Origin of the sequence: Leptospira kmetyi serovar Malaysia str. Bejo-Iso9, from assembly GCF_000243735.2 — a bacterium.
GTDB classification, from domain to species: Bacteria; Spirochaetota; Leptospiria; order Leptospirales; family Leptospiraceae; genus Leptospira; species Leptospira kmetyi.
On the sequence record NZ_AHMP02000001.1, the window covers coordinates 1 to 20,000 of the forward strand.

Consider the following 20,000-nt stretch of genomic DNA (forward strand, 5'->3'; position numbering starts at 1 on the left):
GCGAGAATATAGGCGAGCGGCATTTCCAAAAACAAAAACGACCAAGGAGGATTGGAATATCCGCTCGGAGTCAATACGGTCATGCTGAGGACCGCGATCACGTATAAGAACCCCATGTAGATCAAACAACGAAGATACAAGGAGATAAGGGATTCTTCCGGCGCTTACGAACCGGTTCCACAAACCGCAAGAGCTTACAAGGCGAAGGGAATCGGTTCCTTGATCGTAGGAGACGAAAACTACGGAGAAGGTTCTTCGAGAGAACACGCCGCTATGGAACCGAGACATCTCGGCGCGAGAGCGGTTCTTGTAAAATCCTTCGCGAGAATTCATGAAACCAACCTGAAAAAACAAGGGATGCTAGCGCTAACGTTTGCGGACAAAGCGGACTACGATAAGATTCAGGAAGAGGATGAAATCGATATTCTCGGTTTAACCTCTTTTCAGGAAGGAGTTCCTTTGACTCTCGTGTTGCACCACAAAGACGGTTCTTCTCAAGAGATCAAAGTGAATCATACTTTCAACGCGCAACAGATCGCTTGGTTCAAGGCGGGAAGCGCGCTGAATCTAATCAGCGAAGAGCAAAGAAAAAAGGGCTGATTTAAGAGAATGGAGAACGCGCGCGCCGCAAAGCGCGCGCGGATATTCCGTTTTTGTAAAGTAGAATTCTTGCCCGCAATTTTGTCGGAGTTCCGACAAAAAGAACAAATCCGCCGACTACGACCATTCTCCCGAAAACGAATCGCATCTTAGGCTTGTCTTTTGTAGTGAAGCACGTTGGTTCCGGATCGGAACGTTTCCGAACCCAGAAATTCCAGCCGAAGACTTTCGTGCAGGGTTACGGTTTCGAATAACCGTGGACCTTGTCCGACAAGAACCGGATGAACCACGAAATGATACTCGTCGATCAAACGAAGTTCCGAAAGTTGAGAAGCAAGACTCAAGCTGCCCACGAAGATATCCTTTCCGGATTCTTTCTTCAACGCGGTCACTTCGTCCGCAAGGCTTCTGGTTGCCAATCTTGAATGCGCGTCCTGGACGCTTTTCAATGTGCGGGAGAATAAAACCTTCTCCATGGAATCGAACACTCGAGCGAACTCATTCGTCGTTTCCGACTCGGATTGATTTTTAGCGACTTCGGGCCAGAAGGGGACCATCAATTCATACGTGATTCTTCCGTAGAGGATCTGACTTCCGGAACCTAAGACGCCGGTAAAGAATTTGTGCAATTCTTCATCGGCGATCATACCCGTGTGGCCGCAATATCCGTCGGCGCTGATGTTGATCGCAAAAACAACTTTTCTCATGGAGCGTTTATGCCGGACTCTCCTGAAAAATTCAAGCATTGATTGTTTCGTTTTTTAGAATGGAATTCGGCATAGCGCGTAAGATCCGACTTATAACTCGACACACTGGATCGCGCGTAAGGTCCGTAACATCACATAACAACAGTCCGAACGCATAACACGATCGTTACGATCTTCGGCGCGCTTTGAGTTCCGATTTTATTGCTTGGATTTTTTCTTAGCGGGCTCGGGTTCCAAGCCTTTGCGGAAAATTCTGGAGACTTCTTTGATCGTTGCTTGGATTTCTGCGGGAGGAATTTTATAAACGCACTGACCCATAAAACCGAGCGCGAACGTAAGAGACGAGATCGCATACGCGATGGATTTTAAGTCGGCCTTCGGATCGATCTTACCGGCTTTCTTAAACTTTTCCAACTCGGCAGTAAACTCGGGAAGGGCTTTCGTATAAATTTTCTTTTGAATGATCTGACTGACTTCCGGATCCAAGATGATTTGACTCACGGCCACTTTCATAAAGTCTTCCGCGTCTCTGAAGTCTCTGCATTTTCCGGACATGGAATATTGCAGACTCGCTTCCAAGTCCTGATAACTTTCCGGATTTTTTTGTGAAGAACGAGAAGGGGTAGGGGGAGCGTCTTCGGATTTGATGTCCTCGGCTCGGGTAAGAATCGCCTCTAAGAGACCTTTTTTGTTTCCGAAGTATCGGAAGATCAAAGCCTCATTTGCATTTGCGAGCTTAGCTATATCTTTAGTATTAGCCGCATCGTAGCCCTTTTTCGCGAAAACTTGAATGGCGGCCAGAAGGATTGCGGTTTCGGTAGCGTTACGATCTCTCTTTCGAATCAACGTTTCAGAGGCAGAATCATCCTTCAATGGAGTGTCCGAATTGTTTGCCTTTGATCTCACCGACTTCATTTTGATCCCTATAAAAGTTAAGACAGATCCAGTGTCACTCACTATTTCAAGAGAGCGCCGCTTCTCTCAAAACGCAACTTTGAGAAGCATCCGATAACGTGGAGAATGTTATAAGCATTTAACCGACCTCATCCCCGCTTTTTGCATAAGACCCTACTTGTACTTTTTTCCGTTCTACATTTTATTCTAGATTGTCATTTTTTAAGTCGGGAAAAAAGATTGCAATAAGTAAGTAAGTGGTTACATAAAAGAAGGTGCAGAATGTCCGGCAATTCTTCTAAAAAAATAGACTATTCTCTCGTCCCGAACGTTTCTCAGGAAAATACGTTTCGGAAAATTTCTCCGATCCGAAGGGATTTGCTGATGGCGGCGGTCCTTTTCGTCGTCTCGGTCCTGCTTTTATTTCCGAATATAGGCTCGAGGGCCGTGCTTTCCCAAGGCGACGAAGAAATGCACATCGCTACGATCCGAGAAAGCATCCAAACCGGAGAGATTCTATTTCCTAGATTCGAAGGTTTTATGAATTTATACAAACCCCCGGTTCTTTTTTGGACGGGGATCGCGTCCGATCTGATTTTCGGAATGAGTCTGACCTCGGAAAGGCTTCCTTCCTTGTTGCTGTTTGCGGGAACGGCGATCCTGATCTACTTCGCGCTTCGATTGTTCAAAGCGGGTCCGATCTATTCCGTCGTGATCGCTTCGAGTTATCTGCTGACGCTCGGAGTTTTTAAATTCTCGCGTTTGGTGATGATGGAAGCGTTGATGACGTTTCTACTCGTACTCTCCACGTATCTATTGCTCGCATTCTTTAAAAAACGAAACAGATCCTATCTGATCGGAGCCGCGCTCGTATCCGGGTTCGCTTGTCTTGTCAAAGGTCCTTTGTTTCAGATTTATTCGGGAACCGTACTCGCGAGTTGGGCGTTTATACACGCGTTTCAATTCCAATCCACGGGAGAATGGTCCGGCAAAAAACGTTTCGTAAAGATGATCGTGGATCAGGTCTTGTTTCACGGGATCGCGTTAGGCGTTCTTGCGGTATGGGGCGGAGTATTGACCTCTCTTTCCCCCGCGGGCAACGCGTTTTTAAAAGTTTTCTTTTTCACTGAGAACCTTGGAAAATTCTCTTCTGCAACAACGAATCAGAATGAGTTCATTATCCTTTTGGGGTGGGTCCTGTACTGTCTTCCTTTCACGCCGTTTCTTTTGGAAACGATGTCGAAGACGATTCTTAAAACTTCCCAAAGTTTTGGAGGGATGATAGGCAGGATCCTTATTTTTTCGACCATCGCGGTTTCGATGATACACGAACTTCCGAATCGAAAAGATTATTATTATATTCTACCGTTGATCCCTCTGGCTTTTATCGGAGTGGGGCTTTACTTCTCGAGAAAGAATCAAGAGGTTTCGTTGTCCGGTCCGCTTTCGCGCAACTTCCGATTTTTGATCTTCGTTTCCATTCTTTTGGGGCTCGGAAAAATTCTTTTGGATTTTCGTTCGGGACAAGAGGCTTGGGCCGATCTTCTTTGGGTCGGTTTCGCGAATATCGTGGGTGCGTTTTGGATGATCCCCGATAAAAGAACCGTTCTTTATAAGACTTCCTTAACGCTTCTGCTCGGAACCGGGTTTATGTTTTATCTTCAATTGGTCTTGATTCCTTCGGTCAATCTTCCCGACGTTCCGTTGAGCGGAAGAATCCAGGAAAGTAAGAATCTCTGCGTCGTTTCCGAAAACCCATGGGTCGCTTTGACCTTTAAGAACGCGTTACCCGGAACCGCGGTCGAACATTCTTTGCCGGGAGCGCAGATGAATTGTATGGACGGAAAAAGGGACGTCGTGTTTTACAGAACCGAGTCCGCTTTGCCGAAAGGGTATTCCCTTGCACAAACCTGGTCGATCTGGAAACGTGATCTCGGATTGAAGGAAGTTCTGATCCATCAGGATTGGTATGATAAGATTCAACTTTTTAGCGCGGATCAAATCTTCACCGAAGCGAATCCGTTAGGCGGCGTTCGATGAACGCAGGTCTAAGACACGCAATCCGATACGCACCGGTTTATATTCTTCTTACCTTGACGCTCGTCGTGGTTTTGGTCAAGTACGGAAGGAATATTCAAAAAAATGAATTTTATTCTCCCGAAAGCAAGGAAGTGTGCCTAACGTATTGTACGAAGCTGGCCGGTTGTGTGACCGAGATGTTTCCGGGAATGGTGGTCCAAGAACAGATGGGAAAAATCGAAAATTCCTGTCTGAGAGGATGCAGAAAACATTTCGATAAGATGCAGGTTTGTTTGTCCGGAATCGAAACTGCGAGTTGCAAATCCCTGACCGGTTGTCTCCAAACGGAAATTAAAAAGTATTATTAAACGAAGTTCCTATTCGGAAAAATTCTTATAATACTTTTTCACCTTCTCCACGTATTTCTGCGTTTCCTTGTAAGGGGGAATTCCGCCGTAACGATCCACCGCTCCGGGCCCGGCGTTGTAGGCCGCGAGCGCGTGATCCAAATTCTTATATTTGCTCAAAAGATCGCTTAGGAATTTCGTTCCACCCGCCACGTTTTCGGCCGGATCGGAAGGATCGTCCACTCCGAGAAGATCGGCCGTGGAAGGCATGAGTTGCATCAAACCGACGGCCCCTTTGGGAGAAACCGCATTGGTTTTAAAACCGGATTCCGCTTTGATCACGCTTTGTACGAGAGAAGGGTCCAAATTATTTTTTTCGGATTCCTTTCGGATGATTTCGGCGAGGGTCGGATCGACGCCTTTTAAATCTCCGCGAGAATCTCTTCTCCAGGGTTCGGAGGAAATTCCGGAAAGTCCCGTGGGTTCGGGAGAATTCAAATCGATTTTGGTTTGTGCCGCTTTTAAGATCGAATCAAAATCGGCCGGGGTTTGAGAACGGTTGGAAACCGGCGCTTCCTTTACGAACTGACTCGGAAGACTTTCAATTTCTCGAATTCGATTCAAAATCGATTGGACGGTGGGAAGTTCTTCGATCCTCATATTATGTCTCTCGGAGAATTCTCCAGAAAGAATGAACTTTTTTTCTCTTTTTGAGGAAATTTCAAGGGATTCTTGATAAATCCGCCGCTTGCGAAATACTGCCTTCTGTGATTGAAATTGCCATCACATCCAGAATCTCTGCGTTCCCGATTTTATATGCGAAGTCCAGGGGCTTTTTCGAAAAGGAAGGAGTTCAGGTCCAAATTCGGGTCTTGGAAAACTACGACGCGATCCTCGCTTTCTTAAGTTCGGGTAAGATCGAAGTCGGAGAAATTCCGTTCACCACTTGGTTGGATCTTCACTTAAAGAAAACGGCTCCGAACAAGGCCGTCTATCGCGGGATGATTCTTTCGAGAATGATTCATTCTTTTTATTCCAGATACAATTCGAGTACGGATTCGATCCTAGAAGGAACTCCGTATATCATTCCCGTAATGCAGAATACATCGATCGATAAATTATTGGCTCAGGAATTTTTGAGGTCCAGTCGCTTTCGTAAGAAGATTTCGCATTCGTTCGTGTTCTCCAGATCGTATCTTTTGGAATACGAGTTCGCGCAGACGACCACCTTAGGTCTTGTGGGTTCCGTTCAGGAATCGCATTATCTCAACAACGGATTTAGAATTTCGGACGGACGCGATCTTCCTCCGTATCGTCTTCCGGTCAACATGCTCGCGTTCAACGGAAGATTCGCAAAGACGTATCCCGAACGGATTCATAAGGTTCAAACCGCGATCACGAGAGCCATTCAATCTTTGATCGAAAACACGAGCGACTCGACCGAACACGTCGTTCAGGAGAATATTCCTGAGTTTAAGATCGAACCGGAACAACTGCATTACTTCTACAAACAACCGACCCAGGACTTAAAGGAGATTCTTTCTCCCGTGGCCGCGTCGGAAGAGTTGGAATATTTGGGAGGAGTTTACTGGAGGTCCATGGGTCATCGTTCCGATCCTCCTCCGGTCGTTTTGGAAGCGTTGGACTTTGCCGCGAAAGATCCGATTCCTTCTTATCCGGAAGCGCTTCGGGAAAGGAAAACCGTTCTCATGGAGGAACAGTTCAGTCATAAGGACGAATCCAGTCGTCTTTTGGAAAAGGCGGGAGACAGAAGGGAACTCGGGGATTTGGTTTCGGATCTTCAAAACCTAGTATTAAATATTTATAATTCTAAAAAGGGAGTTCGTCTTTCCGTTTCTCCTTTGAAGGGAACCGCCTCCGCGATTCGGACCGGAATCAATTCCATTCTGGATTTTTTATTCCAGGAGATCCGTTCCCAGGAAACGAAAACATTAGCAATCGATAATGTTCTTATGATGCAGGGATTGGAGATGGACAAGAAGTCCATGGAGCTTCAGTTTTCGGACGACCGTTTTAATTATCTTTTCGAATTCTCTCCGATTCCGGTGATATTGCTCGATTCCGTTTCCGGTTCTTTGATCGTGGGGAATTACAACTTCAGGAGTCTTTCGGGTTACAGCAAGGACAATATCAGCAATCTGAGATTGGAGGATCTGTTTCCCGCGTTAGACGAAATGACCGATTGGTCCGTGCCGACCAAGTCGGCGGAAACCATGCTTCGTGTGGATCACGCAAAAATGAGGTTGAAGGACAAATCCGAGATGGACGTTTCCTTGAGCATCACCGCCTTGTTCGAACGGGCGAGAAAAATCTATCAGGTTCATATCCTCTACGATTCGGAGAAGAAGGAAACCGAACAGGCCAAACACGAATTTATTTCCAACATCAGTCACGAACTTCGTTCTCCGATGACGAACATTCAGGGTTATTTCGAACTTCTGAGGACCGAACTCAATTCTTCCCTGAACAAGGATCAAAGCGGAATGTTGGACGTGATCGAAAAGAACATCAAACGTCTCAATCATCTGATCGAAAATCTTTTGAAGTTCGAAGAGGTAAGAGGAGAGGACAACTCCGGTTTGATCGAGAATTTCGATCCGGCCCAGGTCATCGACGAGGTCGTGTATTCCAACGGGCCTTCCGCAAAGGAGAAGGGTTTGAACGTCGAGTTGAGTTTGATCAAAAAACTCAAGGTCAAGGGAATTCGGTTCGAATTTTCCCAAGTGATCACGAATCTTTTCGTAAACGCGATCAAATACACGGAAAAAGGAAAGATAGAAATCAAGATGATCGAGTCGGGAACCGGAAAACTCGAAATCAACATCAAGGACACCGGAGTCGGAATCGATCCGAAGTACATCGAAAAAGTGTTCGAACGGTTTTTCAGAATTCCCAACGATCGAAACAAAAGAATCGGAGGAACCGGTTTGGGACTTTCGATTTCAAGAACCATTCTCCATAAAATGAACGGAGAAATCACGCTCGAGTCCAGAGTGAACGGCGGAAGTAATTTTAGAATTTTTCTTCCCTTGCAACCCAACGACTGAAGAAGTCGGCGCGTGGCGGGAGAACAAAAGCGCAACACGGAAACGGAATGAAAAAGAAGATCGTATATTATAGTATTATAATTATCTCAATCGTTTTGTCCTATTTCGCCTTTTCGGAAACTGAAAACGGTTTTTTCGGAAACGACGGGGATAAAAACGATAAACTCCAAAGCGGTCTCAGCAGAAACACCGTAAACAGAGAAGAGGATTCCATTTTTGAATCGGGAAATTTTCTGGATTTTTCAAAATCCGGAGAACCCGAAAACGTTTCCGATTCGGAGACGGACTCTGTTGCGGATAATGCAAGCGCCGCAAACGGAGGATATTCGAGTTTATCTCCCGAAGAAAAGGAAAGAATTCGAAAGGAAGTGATTCAAAAAGTCAAACCGCTCGCGGATCGTTTTCCGAATAACTCTTTGATCCCGAGAGAGTTGACCAAGGAACAAGAGGAAAAACGAAAGAAAGACGAAGAGAAAATGGACGAGATCCGAGGCGCCTTACTCGAAGGAAGAGAGGTCGCCAAACCCGATATGGAATTTTATCTCGATTCTAAGATCAAAAAATCGAACGATATGACGGAGATTCTCGAATACAGCGTCAAATTTTTTAAGGAAGCGGGCAGAAATTATCCGGATTCTTCCTTGAAGATCATAGAAGATCGTCTTCATTCTTTGCGCGAAAGCAAGGACGAGTTGTTGAACGCGAGAAAAAATTTGGACATGCCGATTCAGTAGGTTTGGTTTTCGTCGAAACTGACGGTTCGGTTCGTTGATCGGCAAAAAGGCCCGCGATTGTGCGTCGACAGGCCGTCATGTTTTTTATTGGACGTTGATCTTGACTTCCGCCTTTTGTTCTCCCGCTTTTCTGGGAAGGCTTAGTTTAAGGATTCCGTTTTCGTATTTGGCTACGATCTTATCCTTATCGATCGCTTCGGGGAGGTTGAAGGATCGGCTGAAAGAGGAATAATTGTATTCTCTTTTGCTGTAGTGTTTTTCTTCCTCTTTGGTTTCGGATTTTTTAGAGGCGCTGATCATAAGGATATCCCCTTCGAGATCGATCTTAAAATCTTTTTTATCCAAACCCGGAACCGCACATTCCAGTTCGTAGCTGTCTTTGGTTTTAATCACGTTGACCGCGGGTATATGACGGACCCAATCCTTATGGAAGATATCGTTCCAATCTCTAAAAAAGTGATCTATATTATTGAGACTCAGAAAAGGGTCCTGAGTTTTTGCGACGCTATTCATAAAATTCTCCTTTTGCTAAGAACGAATTTATAACATCCTATCCAATCGAGGTCAAGGTTCGTTTCGGGAAACGTCGTTTTGAAACGGGGACCTGCAAGTTTACAGGATTTTCGGAATGAGCATGAGTCAAAAAGAATCGAATCGAATGAGCGGCAAACTCGAGACCTTGGAATTTTTATCCGGTCTTTACGGAGAATCCGTTTCTCTGAGTGTTACTCTTTCGAAAATCTTGGAAAGAATTTCCCGAAACTTCTCCGCGATATACGGACAGGCTTGGATTCGATCCGGTTCGGACGGATTGATTCTCGAGTCACAATTTGTTCCCGATTCCATCGAGACGCTTCGTTCGGCTCAAATTTTTCCGAATACGAACCTATACGAACTTTTATCCCGACCCGCTACCGAATCCGTTCGTATTGTGGGAAACATAGATATATTGGAAGGATTGTCCGCGTCTTCCATTCTTAAAGAACGTGTTTTTGAAATCGAAATTCTTCCGATCGCGTTTGAAGATCGAACGTTAGGCGTCTTTGTTCTGTTTATACCGAAGGTTCAAACGGAAACGGGCGCAACGACTGCGACGAGCGCAACAAAACAAGTCGCGTCGAATTCGACCGAAGAACGATCGGGCGCGATCTCGGATTGGATTCGTTACTACGGAGGTCTGATCTCCGAAAAAATTCTGAGACGATCCTTGCAAGAAAGCGAGGGACGAATGAGAAAGGTCCTCGAAAACATGCCGATTCTTTTTATGGCAGTCGATTCTTCCTTTCGTTTCGTTTCTTGGAATCACGAATGCGAAAGAGTGATCGGATATTCCGAAACCGAGGTTCTCGGTCGGGAAGGTTTTTTACAAACGGAACTTTTAAAGGAACCGAACGCTTCTTCCTTGAAGATGGACTCAGAAATTTTCGAGTCGGATTTTAAGAACTGGGAACTCGAACTTCTCGCAAAGGACGGCAAAACAAAAACCATTCTTCTTTCCAATCTGTCTTCGGAGTTTTCGCTTCCGGGTTGGGAGAAGTGGTTCGTGGGAGTGGACATCACTCATACGAAAGAGATCGAAAGAGAATTGAAAGGTTCTCTCAAAGAGCTTTCCGATTTTCAAACCGCGTTGAACGCGGTTTCCATCGTAGCGTTTACGGATCGCGCGGGAACGATCATCTACGTAAACCAAAACTTCTGCAACATCAGCGGTTATTCCAGAGACGAGCTTCTCGGGCAAAATCATAGGATCGTAAACTCGGGTTATCACTCCAAAGAATTCTTTAAGGATTTATGGAAGACGATATCCGGCGGTAAAATTTGGAAGGGGGAAATCAAGAACAAGGCCAAGGACGGAAGATTCTATTGGGTGGATACTACGATCTCTCCGATTCTCGACGACAAAGGAAAACCCTATCAATATCTAGCGATCCGAAACGACATCACCGAACGAAAGGAAACCGAAGAGAAGGCGAGACACGCGGAGAACAATTTAAAAACACTTCAGGATCGGATGAGTCCGCACTTCTTATTCAACACGTTGAGCATCATTCATTCTTATCTTCAGACGAATTCCGAACTTGCGGATTCGGCGATCTTGATGCTCGCGGACAACTATCGTTTTCTTACGGATCAGGCGAACAAACCTCTCGTTCCGTTCGACGTCGAATGGGAGTTTATGGAGAATTATCTCAAACTTCTCAAACTCAGATTTTCGGATTTCATCGACGTCAAAATCGAAAAGGTCGGCAACTTCGGCAAATGTCAACTTCCTCCTTTGACCTTACAACCCATCGTCGAGAATTCTTATCTTCACGGTTTACGAAACAAGAAGGGACGCGGAACGATTCACGTCCAAGCGTTTATCGAAGGAAGCAAAACGCATATTCTCATCCGAGACGACGGAGTCGGTCTTAAATCGGAAACGATTCATTCCCGCACGTTGGCGAACATATCGGATCGTCTTAAATTTTATCTTTACGATTCCGAAGTCAAAATGGAAAATCACCCCGACGGCGGAACGATCGTCACTGTCACTTTTGATAAACCGAACAACGAAAAACTTTCCGATGTGATCGTAGATGGCAAACACGAATAAAGAATGGAGAACCGTAATCGTGGAAGACGAGGCCCCGACTCGGGAGTTGCTCGTAAACTTTTGTCTTTCCCGTCCCGAATTGAAACTGTGTAAGGTCGCAAAGGACGGAGAAGAAGCCTTGGAATATCTTCAATCGGAAACGGTGGATCTCGCTTTTTTCGACATCAATCTTCCTCTTCTTTCCGGTTTGGAAATTTTGGAACGACTTGAGATTTCGCCTTACGTGATTTTTATCACCGCGTTACGGGATAAGGCGATCGACGCGTTCGAATTGGGCGCCATCGACTATTTGCTCAAACCTTTTTCCAAGGAACGTTTTTTCAAAGCGGTGGATCGTGCGATTCAGTTTTTGGAAAAAACCGCGGAGCCCGCGCCGAGAAACGTATTCAACGAACACGGACTTTTTATCCTCGAAAAGGAAAATCATTTTCTCATTCCGTACAAGGACATCAACTACATCTCTTCGAGGGACAATTTCAGTTTGGTTCACACCGACGCGAGAGAATACGTGACTTATAAATCTTTGAAAAGTCTCGAAACGAAACTTCCGCCCACTCGTTTCTTGAGAATTTATAAACAATACATCATCAACTTGGAAAAACTTTCGCATCTTCAAAGCGACAACATGGGAAATTATTCCGTGTATCTCAAAGACGAGGAAGAAACCCAACTGCCCGTGGGAAGAAAATACATTTCGAAGATCAAGGAGCTTCTATAACTTAAGTATAGAATGTTTTTGTATGGTCGCCTAACGCGGTAATTCTCCCGAAAGTCGCTTTCGTTTTTACCCTCTCAATTCACCGAAAACCATTTCGATTCGCAACAAATCCCTTCCGGCGTTGACCTTCTATTTTTTGCGGGTTAACATGTCGAATTCGATCTTAGATCGTACGGGGATCCTATCGGTTCTTCGTAAGAGGATCGTCTTCCGTTCTTATGAAAAGAGACTCCAAAACAAAAACGAAACTGGTCGTTCGAGTCAATCGGATCGACATCTCGGGGGATCTGCTTCTTCCTAAAAATAGGGAATCGCTCGTGATCTTGGTTCTCGGGGAAAGGGGAGAAAAATACAAGGAAAGATTCGATCAACTTCGCAAGACCTTACACGAACACGGTGTTGCGACCCTTTTTATATCGGAACTTCTGACCGAGGATGAAAAAAGAATCTCCGCCAATCGTTTCGACGAATCGTTGTTAGCCGATCGTCTCATAGGCGTTACGAGGCAATTGAGAATTCTCCCCGAAACCAAGGATTTACGATACGCTTACTTAAGTCTTTCGAACGTTTCCGAACGGATCTTCCGCGCGGCCTTCGCTTTAAAAGACGAGATCGAGAGTCTCGTTTTGATCGGGGACGGTCCCCTTCCTTTGAACGTTGTTTTCAGTCACGCCTCGGTGTTGAACATCGTAGGCGCGCTCGACTTTCGTACGATCGCGACCAATCAGATTCTTTTAAATCGAATCGACACTCCGATCAAACGGCTGTATTCGATTCCGGGTTCTCCCGGTCATTTCGACGAACCGCAGAAATGGGAAATGGTTTCGAACGTTGTTCTTCGTTGGTTTGCCGATCCTAAACGAAGAATTTTGGAATTCGCCGAATAAACGAAACGAAACGAAGCGATGAGGATAAGGACTGGAAGGATCGCGCCAAGCGAAGATCGACGTTCGAAAGATAGGAAACGGGCCGGAAACTTTTTATGAATTCCGGCCCGAGCGACTCAACAAATTATTTTTTCATCGAGCAGGTGTTGATTCCGAACACGGAATACAACGGACACCAACCCAACAAACCGGTTCCTAAAGGAACGAATCCAAAAACAATCATCCCCGTACCGAGTAACCCTTGCGTCATAGAACCGAAACCGATCAGACCGATACCGGCGGCCACTCTCAGAATTCGATCGATGTTTCCCTCGTTTATTTGCATGGTTTTGCTCCTATTCGTGTATCTTTCGAATCGACCCTCCCAATCCGATTTTCTCAACCGATTTCGCGTTTTGGGCGGAATGATATTTATCATCCCGATTTTTCTCCGCTGAATCCGCCGAAAACCGTCTCAATCCGCTTCATACCCCATCGCCCATTGACGGAACCCCTTATACGGGTTATCAATGAGCGCAGGGAAGGAGAACCCCATGAACGCATTAAAAATGAGCCCCGCGCCGATTTCGGAAAACGGATCGAAGGATAAAAAAGAACCGTTGCGATTGGTGGATTCCAATTCGGATCGTAAGAATCATCGCGCCTATGCGAAGGGCGAAATTTTATTTCGGGAAATGGAGAATTCTTCCGGCGTTTACGTGATTCTAAAAGGCGCGGTTCGATCCTATAGAACCGTTAAGAATTCGGACAAACAACAAACATTCAGAATTCATTATAAAGGAAGTTGGGTCGGACTTCGGGATACGTTCGGAGAGGGAAAACATCTTCACAACGCGGTCGCCTTGGAGGACACGGAGGTTCAATTCGTTTCCGAATCCGAGTTCAGACTTCTTTTGCAAACCGATTCGGAATTTAGAAACCAGGTTTTCGACAAGATCGCCTGCGAAAGCCGCGAAGCGGAAAATAAGATCTACTCGATGGGAACGCGTCACGTTCACGCTCAGGTCGCCGAATATCTTTTGGATCGAATGAAAGAGGAAGGTTCCGAAATCGAACTCGCGTTTACGAGAGAAGTTCTCGCTTCGATCATAGGAGTTACGACCGAGACGTTGGTCCGCACCTTGTCCGATCTGAAATGCAGAGGATGGATCGAAGTGGATAAGAAAAAGATCTGCGTTCGGGACGAGAACAATCTGGTTCGTTTGCTGGACTAAAGCGGAAGGATTTATACCGCATGAATCGACTGCGAGCCTATTTCAAAATTATTTCGGAATCCAGAAACGGTCGAATCGCGTCGTCAATCGTAGTTTTATTAATTATTATATTCGTATTTTATATTATAATCAAGCACGATCGAAAGGAATTCTCGCCCAAAATCGGGCCGATCGTCGAGCTCGTCTATTCCTTGGGAACCGTCAAGTCCGATCGGGTGTATCATCTCAAAATGGGAGTGACTTCCTCCATACGAAAACTTTTCGTCGAGGAGGGTCAGATCGTCCGAGAAGGTCAGCTTCTTCTCGTTTCCGACTCGGGCGCTACTTTCAACGCCTCGTTCGCAGGAACGGTAACCTCTCTTCCGTACCGCGAAGGAGAAGTGGTGATGCCCGGAACTCCTGTGCTCACGATCATGGATTTAAACAAAACCTACGTTCTTCTTTCTCTGGATCAGGATTCTATGTTACGAATTCGTACTGGACAAAGAGCCGAACTCAGTTTTGAAAATCTTCGCGGAACGAAACTCATCGGAAAAGTAAACCGGGTGTATCCTTCGGACGGACAATTTTTCGTTCGAGTCGACGTGGATTCTATGCCGGAAGGAGTTCTTCCCGAGATGACCGCGGATGTTGCCGTCGAAGTCGCGAAAAAGGAGAACGCTCTTTTGATTCCGGTTAAGGCGATCGAAAAAGGGAAAGTGCGCGTTAGACGAAACGGAAAGACATTCTGGACGGAAGCGAAGGTGGGAGCCATCGATGGAGAATGGTGCGAGGTTTTGGAAAACTCCATTCTCCCGAACGACACGATCTTTTTGGACGGAGAAAGGTAGAAGAGCCCGTGTTCTTTCTCGCGATCAGACAACTTCTCAAACGACCTCAACAGACTTTTCTCACCTTCTTGGGGATTCTACTCGGTACTGCGGGTTACGTTGTGTTCTCGGGCATGATGCTCGGCTTTCAGGAATACATCACGGATCAACTCGTGAACAACGACGCGCAGATTCGGATTTCTCCCCGCGACGAGGTTTTGAAAGAGGAAAGTTTTAGAGGAGTTTTTTATCCGGATTTTTATATCCGTTGGATCAATCCTCCTTCGGGGAAAACGGATTCCACTCAGTTGACGAACGTGAAGGGTTGGTTTTTAAAACTCGATCGGGATGAACGAGTGGAGGCATATGCTCCTCAGTTGAATCGACAATTGATTTTTAAATTCGGAAAACAAACCCTGCCCGGAAAGTTGTTGGGTATCGATCCGGTTCGTCAAATGCGCGTGACTACGATCGGCAAATACGTGGTGAAGGGAAACCTTCGGGATTTGGATCGAGGCGGAGATACGGTTTTTGCCGGTTCCGGAATCTTGGATAAGTTGGGAGCCGGAGCGGGCGATACGCTTCAGATCGTTTCTCCGAACGGAAGTATTTCCAACGTCAAGGTGGGGGGAGTGTTCCGAGTCGGAAACAGAATGATAGACGATACCACGGTGTATGCATCTCTTCGAAGTGTACAAAGAATCACACAATCCAACGGAGTGATTTCGGAAATCGCAATTCGATTGAAGGACGTTTCCAAGGCCGCAGAAATCGCGACCGAATGGTCCTTTCTTACGAGGGACAAAGTGCAGAGTTGGGATCAGGCCTATGAAAGTATATTAGCCGTATTCAAAACCCAGAATATAGTTAGGAACACAACGACCTTTACGATCATTTTAGTAGTCGCATTTGGAATATACAATGTTTTGAATATGGTTGTGAACCATAAAAAAAGGGAGATCGCCATTCTAAGATCCGTGGGTTTCGACGAAGGGGATACGATTCGTCTGTTTATCATACAGGGACTTTTGCTCGGTTTTTTGGGCGCGGTTTGCGGATTGATCGTGGGCGCCCTCGCATGTTACGTTCTCGACGGATATCCGATCGGAGGAAGCCCCGGTAAAAGCCAAGTGATGGTCAACGCGATGAAGATCTCCTGGAATTATTCGATCTATCTCATGGCATTTTCCCTTTCGGTTGCGACGAGCGGAATCGCCGCTTACATTCCCGCGCGATCCGCTTCCAAACTTTCTCCGGTGGAGATCATCCGAGGAAGCGCATGAGCCGATCCACATTGGGTGAAGCTGTAAAGGTAAAGCCTGCGATCGCATGTCGATCCTTGTCCAAATCCTTCGGTGAACCTCCGTCCTTCGCGGTAAAGAACGCGACATTCTCTTTGGAACGGGGAGAATTCGTCGCGCTTACCGGTCGATCTGGTTCCGGAAAATCCACTTTGTTGTATATGCTCAGCGGTTTGGACAAACCCAGCGCGGGACAAGTATTTTTGGACGGGATCGATATCTTCGAAATGGAAAGTAAGGAAGCGCATAGATTCAGAAATTCGAATATAGGTTTCGTATTCCAATTTCATTATCTTCTTCCCGAGTTGACAGCGATCGAAAATATACTGATGCCGGCGAGAAAAACGGATCGTCACGTCGCCAAACGGGACGATGCGAGAAGGCTATTGAACGAATTCGGTCTCGAACATTGTAAGGATAAGTTTCCTTCCCAGATGTCGGGAGGAGAACAACAGAGAACCGCGATCGCTCGCGCCTTGATTCTGGATCCGATTTTTCTGTTTGCGGATGAGCCCACCGGAAATTTGGATACGACAAACGGCGATAAGGCGATGGAGATTCTAAAAAGAATCAATCGCGAGAACGGAACCACGGTGGTATTCGTGACACACGATCCCGATTACGCCGCGCTCGCACAAAGAAGAATCCACATGGTGGACGGAGAAGTCAACTCCGATCAAATTCAAACAAAGAATGCGCGTTAGACGGCTTTGCCGGGTTTCCGTTTTTTCTTGGATGCGGAAGCGGGTTTTTTCTTCGCCTTCGTTTTCTTTTTGGGAGTTTTTTTGGAGGAATTCCCCGAGCCGGAACCGCCTCGGGAATTTTTTGAGTTTTTATCGGACAAGGATTTGCCCGGAAGTTTCATACCCGAAATCGTATAAGCGAGTTCGATCAATTCTTCCAAACCGAGAACGTCCATGATATGAATGTTCTTTTCGAAACCGAGGGTTCTCAGAAAAACCAAAAGATTCTGAACGCCGAACGCTTCGATCAATCTCGGAATATCTCCGATTCCTCTTTTGCGAATCCAAACACCCGATTGTTCCGGAGACAATTCTCGGATCACAGGAATCAACTGAGTCGGCGGGATCTTAAGCGAAAGTTCGATGAAGTTTTGAATTCCCACTTCGTTTAACAAATCGATCGACTTACGAGTTCCTATGTTCTTTAAGAGTTCCGCAGAGGATTCTTTGCCTGTTTTTAAGGACATCTCCGCGATGTCGGCCGCGGGGATCGAAGTGGACAAAAGGACGAGATCGTCCATAGGAATACTATTTGCAAAATATGTAATGTCTCCGGGACGAACCGTGGACAAAAGAGTTACGAGCGTTTCTTCCGGAATTCTATTTAAAAATTCAACGATCGTTTTTTCGTCCAGATTTTGACTGATATAAAGAAGGGTTTTGTGATCCACCTTTTCGGAAAGGGAATATAACTTTTCGTAACCGAGGGAACGAAACAGCTGAAAGGATTTGCCCGTACCCAGTTTGTCCAGATACTCCAAGGCCTTTCCGATCTGATTGATCACCTTTTTCAACCGAGCACGTCCTCCAGAAGTCCGGATACAAGCCCAGTCAGAGGTTTTTGTTTGTGAATGGCAAGAATGTTTTCGGCCGTCGTTTTGGAAACGGAGTCTCTGAAGCGGACGTATTCCTCTTCGGTATAACCTAAAAATTCCTTTAAGGTTTCGCCTCTGTATTCGTTTAAGATCGCGTCTCTGAAATTCTCGTAAAACTTTTCCACGCTCTTTTCCAAAAGAGGATCGTTCGCGGCGGCGTTTCTCAGTTTCTCAAGATGTTTTCTAAGATCGGCGGATTCCAAATGACCGATGTCCGCAAAGCCGGTTTGAAAAAGAATTTTCAAAGTGTTTCTAAGAAGAGCCTTGCCCGCTTCGCTTTCCGAAGAAGTGTGAAGCACCTCGGCCATCTTCTCGGTAAAACCGGGAAGTAAGGTTCCGAGAAAACCGGAAATTTGTTTTTCAAAACCCGCGGCTTGAAAAACTCCCGCCAAAGGGTTTAGTTTTTTATTAAATTCTAATAATATCTTTTCCAGACCTTGGGAGAACATCTCTTGGATCGGAGATTGATTGAGAATCTTCATCAGAAAAATTTTCGACGGAGCCGCGACGGTCCCCGCCGCGAGTTCGAGGATCGCTTCCTGTGTTTCCGCGGTCATCGCTTCGGATACCGAGTTGAAGGGGAGAACCGTTTGCAGATCGAGTCCTTGCAGGATGATTCTCAACTTTTCTTCCGGGATCTTCAATCCTTGGATCGGCTCCAAGGAAAGGGAAATTTTTTCCGGCATCAACTCCTTCAAAGTGGAATCGAACGTGAAATCGAAAACCCTACGAATACTTTTTTGAACTCTTTCCGAATCTTCGATCCATTCTTTTGCCGCCGATCGATATTCTTTTTTTGGCGAAAACAGGCGCTTCCAAAATCCCATTCCGATTTTTGTTCCTTGATTAAGTTAAAGAAAGAAGAATCTTATCCAACTCCGGTTTGTGATACGTGAGTTGGTTCGCGTGATACAGGAAAACGTTCTTCTTTCTAAGATTTCTCGTATCGCCTTCCTTATGAAGAAGTTTGTCCGTACCGAGCACCTTTCCGTTTCCGTCGAGTTTTAGAAGTTTATTGTCCAATCCGAGTTTGAGAATGTGTTGAAACGCGTCGTCCAGATGAGAGGAGAATAACTTGCCCGAGACGTGGATCTCTTTTCCTTTTTTCTTCACCTCGGCCGCGAAGTTCTGCAGACGTTTGAACAATATGTCCTTGCCGACCGCGGCCTCGGTTCCCAACTGCATTAGAATCATGGAAAGTAGATTTCCGGAAGTCGCCACGTAATTCTTACCGAGTCTTTCCTTTACGATGTTCGTGACTTCGTCGCTGTTCGCGTTTTCGGAAACGTCGAAATTCTCCCCATACGCGATATGAAGTTGGGTTTTTTTAGCGGAGATATAATCGTAAGTAAGAGTGAAGGAAATAAAATGAACGTCCTTGATCTTCGTGCGGATAAAATAGACGCCCTTTTTGATCTGGTTTAGATAACCGTCGTGATTGAAGGTTCCTTCCGGAAACATAAACAGGTTTCTTCCCGAAGTGACCCGTTCGACCAAGGTGCTCCATTCCTGATCGACCATGTTGCGAAGTTCCCCGCTTTTCAAAAGTTCTCTTGCGTTATCGCGGAACGGACGTTTTACGGGAAAACATCCGATGTATCTTAGAAACACAGGAATCAGATTCGTCTTATCGATGAATCCGAAGATAAACTTCAACGTTCCTTTGGGACGGAATTCCTTAACCAAAAAATTCTTTTTGAGAATGTCCTCTCTTGCGGGAATCGCGAACTTGATCTTCGGTTGAATGACTCTATGAATCGCCGCGAGAGCGGGAACGTCTCCTTCCTCCACGTGATTTCCGATGATGACGGTCGGGTAGTGCGCTCTTAAGATTCGATCGTGATTGTTTTCCGAAAAATATTCGTCGATGGAATCGAACAAAATTCCTCTGGTTCTATAAACGAGACTGATGAGCCAATCGTAGGTTTTCGTGGAATAAACGACTTGGGTTGTATCGGAATTTTTGGAAGTAAGGGAGGTCTCTTGCATGCGGCCCCTGTTTGTATTTTTTGAAATTCTCTTCGGTAGAAGATACGCTAAGAAACGAAGAGTTTCTAGTCTACTACAATCCTAGGGATCGATTCGCTGATTCTCGTCGTAATCTCGTAATTGATCGTATGAGTTCTATCGGCGATGTCGTCGGCCGTTACGGATTCTTCCCCGTCCGTTCCGAGGATCGTTACTGTACTTCCCACTTCGGCGCCGGGAATATGCGTAACGTCGAGCATCGTCATGTTCATGCAGATTCTTCCGAGGATTCTCGCGCGTTTGCCGAGAATCAACATTTCTCCGTTGCTGGAAAGTTTTCGATCGAGTCCTTCGTAGTAACCGACCGGAACGACGGCGACCTTCGTCGGATACGAAGTTTGAAACGTGGAGCCGTACCCGATATAACTGTTCGCGGGATGATTTTGAATATGGGCGATTCTCGTTTTCCAGGAAAGCACGGGACTCAGTTGAAAATTCTTATTTCCGTTTAAATTCAGGG

General features: G+C 45.9%; 20 protein-coding genes and 2 pseudogenes (1 of these 22 running past the window's edge). 12 read left to right on the forward strand and 10 right to left on the reverse strand.

Annotated elements, in window-relative coordinates:
• A pseudogene (locus LEP1GSC052_RS21555) lies at positions 1 to 161 on the reverse strand (Yip1 family protein); the annotation flags it as partial.
• Between LEP1GSC052_RS21555 and LEP1GSC052_RS00005 the strand changes: the two are divergent.
• Positions 157 to 600, forward strand: a pseudogene (locus tag LEP1GSC052_RS00005) (aconitate hydratase); the annotation flags it as partial. The pseudogenes LEP1GSC052_RS21555 and LEP1GSC052_RS00005 overlap by 5 nt on opposite strands.
• A 149-nt stretch (positions 601 to 749) precedes the next feature.
• Here the strand turns inward: LEP1GSC052_RS00005 and LEP1GSC052_RS00010 are convergent.
• The gene (locus tag LEP1GSC052_RS00010; RefSeq protein ID WP_010572552.1) at positions 750 to 1,307 is read right to left on the reverse strand and encodes a dihydrofolate reductase family protein; all 558 of its coding nucleotides are present in this window, start codon (positions 1,305 to 1,307) and stop codon (positions 750 to 752) included.
• A 198-nt stretch (positions 1,308 to 1,505) separates the two neighbouring features.
• Positions 1,506 to 2,222 (reverse strand): TetR/AcrR family transcriptional regulator, encoded by a 717-nt coding sequence (locus LEP1GSC052_RS00015; RefSeq protein WP_020985463.1) that lies wholly within the window; start codon positions 2,220 to 2,222, stop codon positions 1,506 to 1,508.
• Positions 2,223 to 2,483: 261 nt separating this feature from the next.
• Between LEP1GSC052_RS00015 and LEP1GSC052_RS00020 the strand changes: the two genes are divergently transcribed.
• Entirely contained in the window at positions 2,484 to 4,241 is a 1,758-nt protein-coding gene (locus tag LEP1GSC052_RS00020; RefSeq protein WP_010572550.1) for an ArnT family glycosyltransferase, read from the forward strand.
• Complete coding sequence (locus LEP1GSC052_RS00025) at positions 4,238 to 4,588, forward strand: Cys-rich protein (protein ID WP_010572549.1); 351 nt, start codon at positions 4,238 to 4,240, stop codon at positions 4,586 to 4,588. The genes LEP1GSC052_RS00020 and LEP1GSC052_RS00025 overlap by 4 nt, the downstream gene beginning before the upstream one ends.
• 9 nt (positions 4,589 to 4,597) lie before the next feature.
• Here the strand turns inward: LEP1GSC052_RS00025 and LEP1GSC052_RS00030 are convergent, their stop codons facing one another.
• The gene (locus LEP1GSC052_RS00030; RefSeq protein ID WP_010572548.1) at positions 4,598 to 5,227 is read right to left on the reverse strand and encodes a lytic transglycosylase domain-containing protein; all 630 of its coding nucleotides are present in this window, start codon (positions 5,225 to 5,227) and stop codon (positions 4,598 to 4,600) included.
• A 107-nt stretch (positions 5,228 to 5,334) separates the two neighbouring features.
• Here LEP1GSC052_RS00030 and LEP1GSC052_RS00035 point away from each other — a divergent pair, with 107 nt between their 5' ends.
• Together LEP1GSC052_RS00035 and LEP1GSC052_RS00040 are read left to right on the forward strand one after the other, a co-directional pair.
• On the forward strand, positions 5,335 to 7,635 hold the full coding sequence (locus LEP1GSC052_RS00035; RefSeq protein ID WP_020985426.1) for an ATP-binding protein: 2,301 nt from the start codon (positions 5,335 to 5,337) through the stop codon (positions 7,633 to 7,635).
• Positions 7,636 to 7,682: 47 nt separating this feature from the next.
• Positions 7,683 to 8,369, forward strand: a complete 687-nt coding sequence (locus LEP1GSC052_RS00040) for an LIC_20245 family lipoprotein (RefSeq protein ID WP_010572546.1) — start codon at positions 7,683 to 7,685, stop codon at positions 8,367 to 8,369.
• Between the two features lie 84 nt (positions 8,370 to 8,453).
• Here the strand turns inward: LEP1GSC052_RS00040 and LEP1GSC052_RS00045 are convergent, their stop codons facing one another.
• On the reverse strand, positions 8,454 to 8,882 hold the full coding sequence (locus tag LEP1GSC052_RS00045; RefSeq protein ID WP_010572545.1) for an Hsp20/alpha crystallin family protein: 429 nt from the start codon (positions 8,880 to 8,882) through the stop codon (positions 8,454 to 8,456).
• Between the two features lie 121 nt (positions 8,883 to 9,003).
• On the opposite strand from LEP1GSC052_RS00045, the gene LEP1GSC052_RS00050 reads away from it, so the two are divergent.
• From LEP1GSC052_RS00050 to LEP1GSC052_RS00060, 3 genes are all read left to right on the forward strand, one after another.
• A complete protein-coding gene (locus tag LEP1GSC052_RS00050) occupies positions 9,004 to 10,965 on the forward strand; it encodes a PAS domain S-box protein (protein WP_010572544.1) in 1,962 nt (653 codons plus the stop codon).
• Complete coding sequence (locus tag LEP1GSC052_RS00055; RefSeq protein WP_010572543.1) at positions 10,949 to 11,683, forward strand: LytR/AlgR family response regulator transcription factor; 735 nt, start codon at positions 10,949 to 10,951, stop codon at positions 11,681 to 11,683. Before LEP1GSC052_RS00050 ends, LEP1GSC052_RS00055 begins: the two co-directional genes overlap by 17 nt.
• 218 nt (positions 11,684 to 11,901) lie before the next feature.
• The gene (locus tag LEP1GSC052_RS00060) at positions 11,902 to 12,570 is read left to right on the forward strand and encodes a hypothetical protein (protein ID WP_010572542.1); all 669 of its coding nucleotides are present in this window, start codon (positions 11,902 to 11,904) and stop codon (positions 12,568 to 12,570) included.
• Positions 12,571 to 12,694: 124 nt separating this feature from the next.
• On the opposite strand, the gene LEP1GSC052_RS00065 is transcribed toward LEP1GSC052_RS00060, so the two are convergent.
• Positions 12,695 to 12,895: a YgaP family membrane protein gene (locus tag LEP1GSC052_RS00065; protein WP_020985474.1), complete on the reverse strand. Its 201-nt coding sequence runs from the start codon at positions 12,893 to 12,895 to the stop codon at positions 12,695 to 12,697.
• 208 nt (positions 12,896 to 13,103) lie between these two features.
• Here LEP1GSC052_RS00065 and LEP1GSC052_RS00070 point away from each other — a divergent pair, with 208 nt between their 5' ends.
• The 4 genes from LEP1GSC052_RS00070 to LEP1GSC052_RS00085 are packed head-to-tail and all read left to right on the forward strand — an operon-like array spanning position 13,104 to position 16,598.
• Positions 13,104 to 13,784 (forward strand): Crp/Fnr family transcriptional regulator, encoded by a 681-nt coding sequence (locus LEP1GSC052_RS00070; RefSeq protein ID WP_010572540.1) that lies wholly within the window; start codon positions 13,104 to 13,106, stop codon positions 13,782 to 13,784.
• Between the two features lie 20 nt (positions 13,785 to 13,804).
• Positions 13,805 to 14,614 (forward strand): efflux RND transporter periplasmic adaptor subunit, encoded by an 810-nt coding sequence (locus tag LEP1GSC052_RS00075; RefSeq protein WP_010572539.1) that lies wholly within the window; start codon positions 13,805 to 13,807, stop codon positions 14,612 to 14,614.
• 8 nt (positions 14,615 to 14,622) lie between these two features.
• Positions 14,623 to 15,876, forward strand: a complete 1,254-nt coding sequence (locus tag LEP1GSC052_RS00080) for an ABC transporter permease (RefSeq protein ID WP_010572538.1) — start codon at positions 14,623 to 14,625, stop codon at positions 15,874 to 15,876.
• Complete coding sequence (locus LEP1GSC052_RS00085; protein WP_010572537.1) at positions 15,873 to 16,598, forward strand: ABC transporter ATP-binding protein; 726 nt, start codon at positions 15,873 to 15,875, stop codon at positions 16,596 to 16,598. The genes LEP1GSC052_RS00080 and LEP1GSC052_RS00085 overlap by 4 nt, the downstream gene beginning before the upstream one ends.
• On the opposite strand, the gene LEP1GSC052_RS00090 is transcribed toward LEP1GSC052_RS00085, so the two are convergent.
• The 4 genes from LEP1GSC052_RS00090 to alr all read right to left on the reverse strand — a co-directional run.
• Positions 16,595 to 17,431: a hypothetical protein gene (locus LEP1GSC052_RS00090; RefSeq protein WP_010572536.1), complete on the reverse strand. Its 837-nt coding sequence runs from the start codon at positions 17,429 to 17,431 to the stop codon at positions 16,595 to 16,597. The two genes, LEP1GSC052_RS00085 and LEP1GSC052_RS00090, sit on opposite strands and share 4 nt — an antisense overlap.
• Positions 17,428 to 18,339 carry a hypothetical protein gene (locus tag LEP1GSC052_RS00095; protein ID WP_010572535.1) on the reverse strand — a complete coding sequence of 304 codons (912 nt, stop codon included), beginning with the start codon at positions 18,337 to 18,339 and terminating at the stop codon, positions 17,428 to 17,430. The genes LEP1GSC052_RS00090 and LEP1GSC052_RS00095 overlap by 4 nt, the downstream gene beginning before the upstream one ends.
• A gap of 19 nt (positions 18,340 to 18,358) precedes the next feature.
• On the reverse strand, positions 18,359 to 19,501 hold the full coding sequence (locus tag LEP1GSC052_RS00100) for a 1-acyl-sn-glycerol-3-phosphate acyltransferase (protein ID WP_010572534.1): 1,143 nt from the start codon (positions 19,499 to 19,501) through the stop codon (positions 18,359 to 18,361).
• Between the two features lie 65 nt (positions 19,502 to 19,566).
• Positions 19,567 to 20,000, reverse strand: partial view of an alanine racemase gene (alr, locus tag LEP1GSC052_RS00105; protein WP_010572533.1) — the 3' end only. Its footprint extends 706 nt past the window's final position; the window shows 434 of its 1,140 coding nt (coding positions 707–1,140); its start codon lies off the right edge, out of view — the gene reads right to left on this strand; it ends in the stop codon at positions 19,567 to 19,569.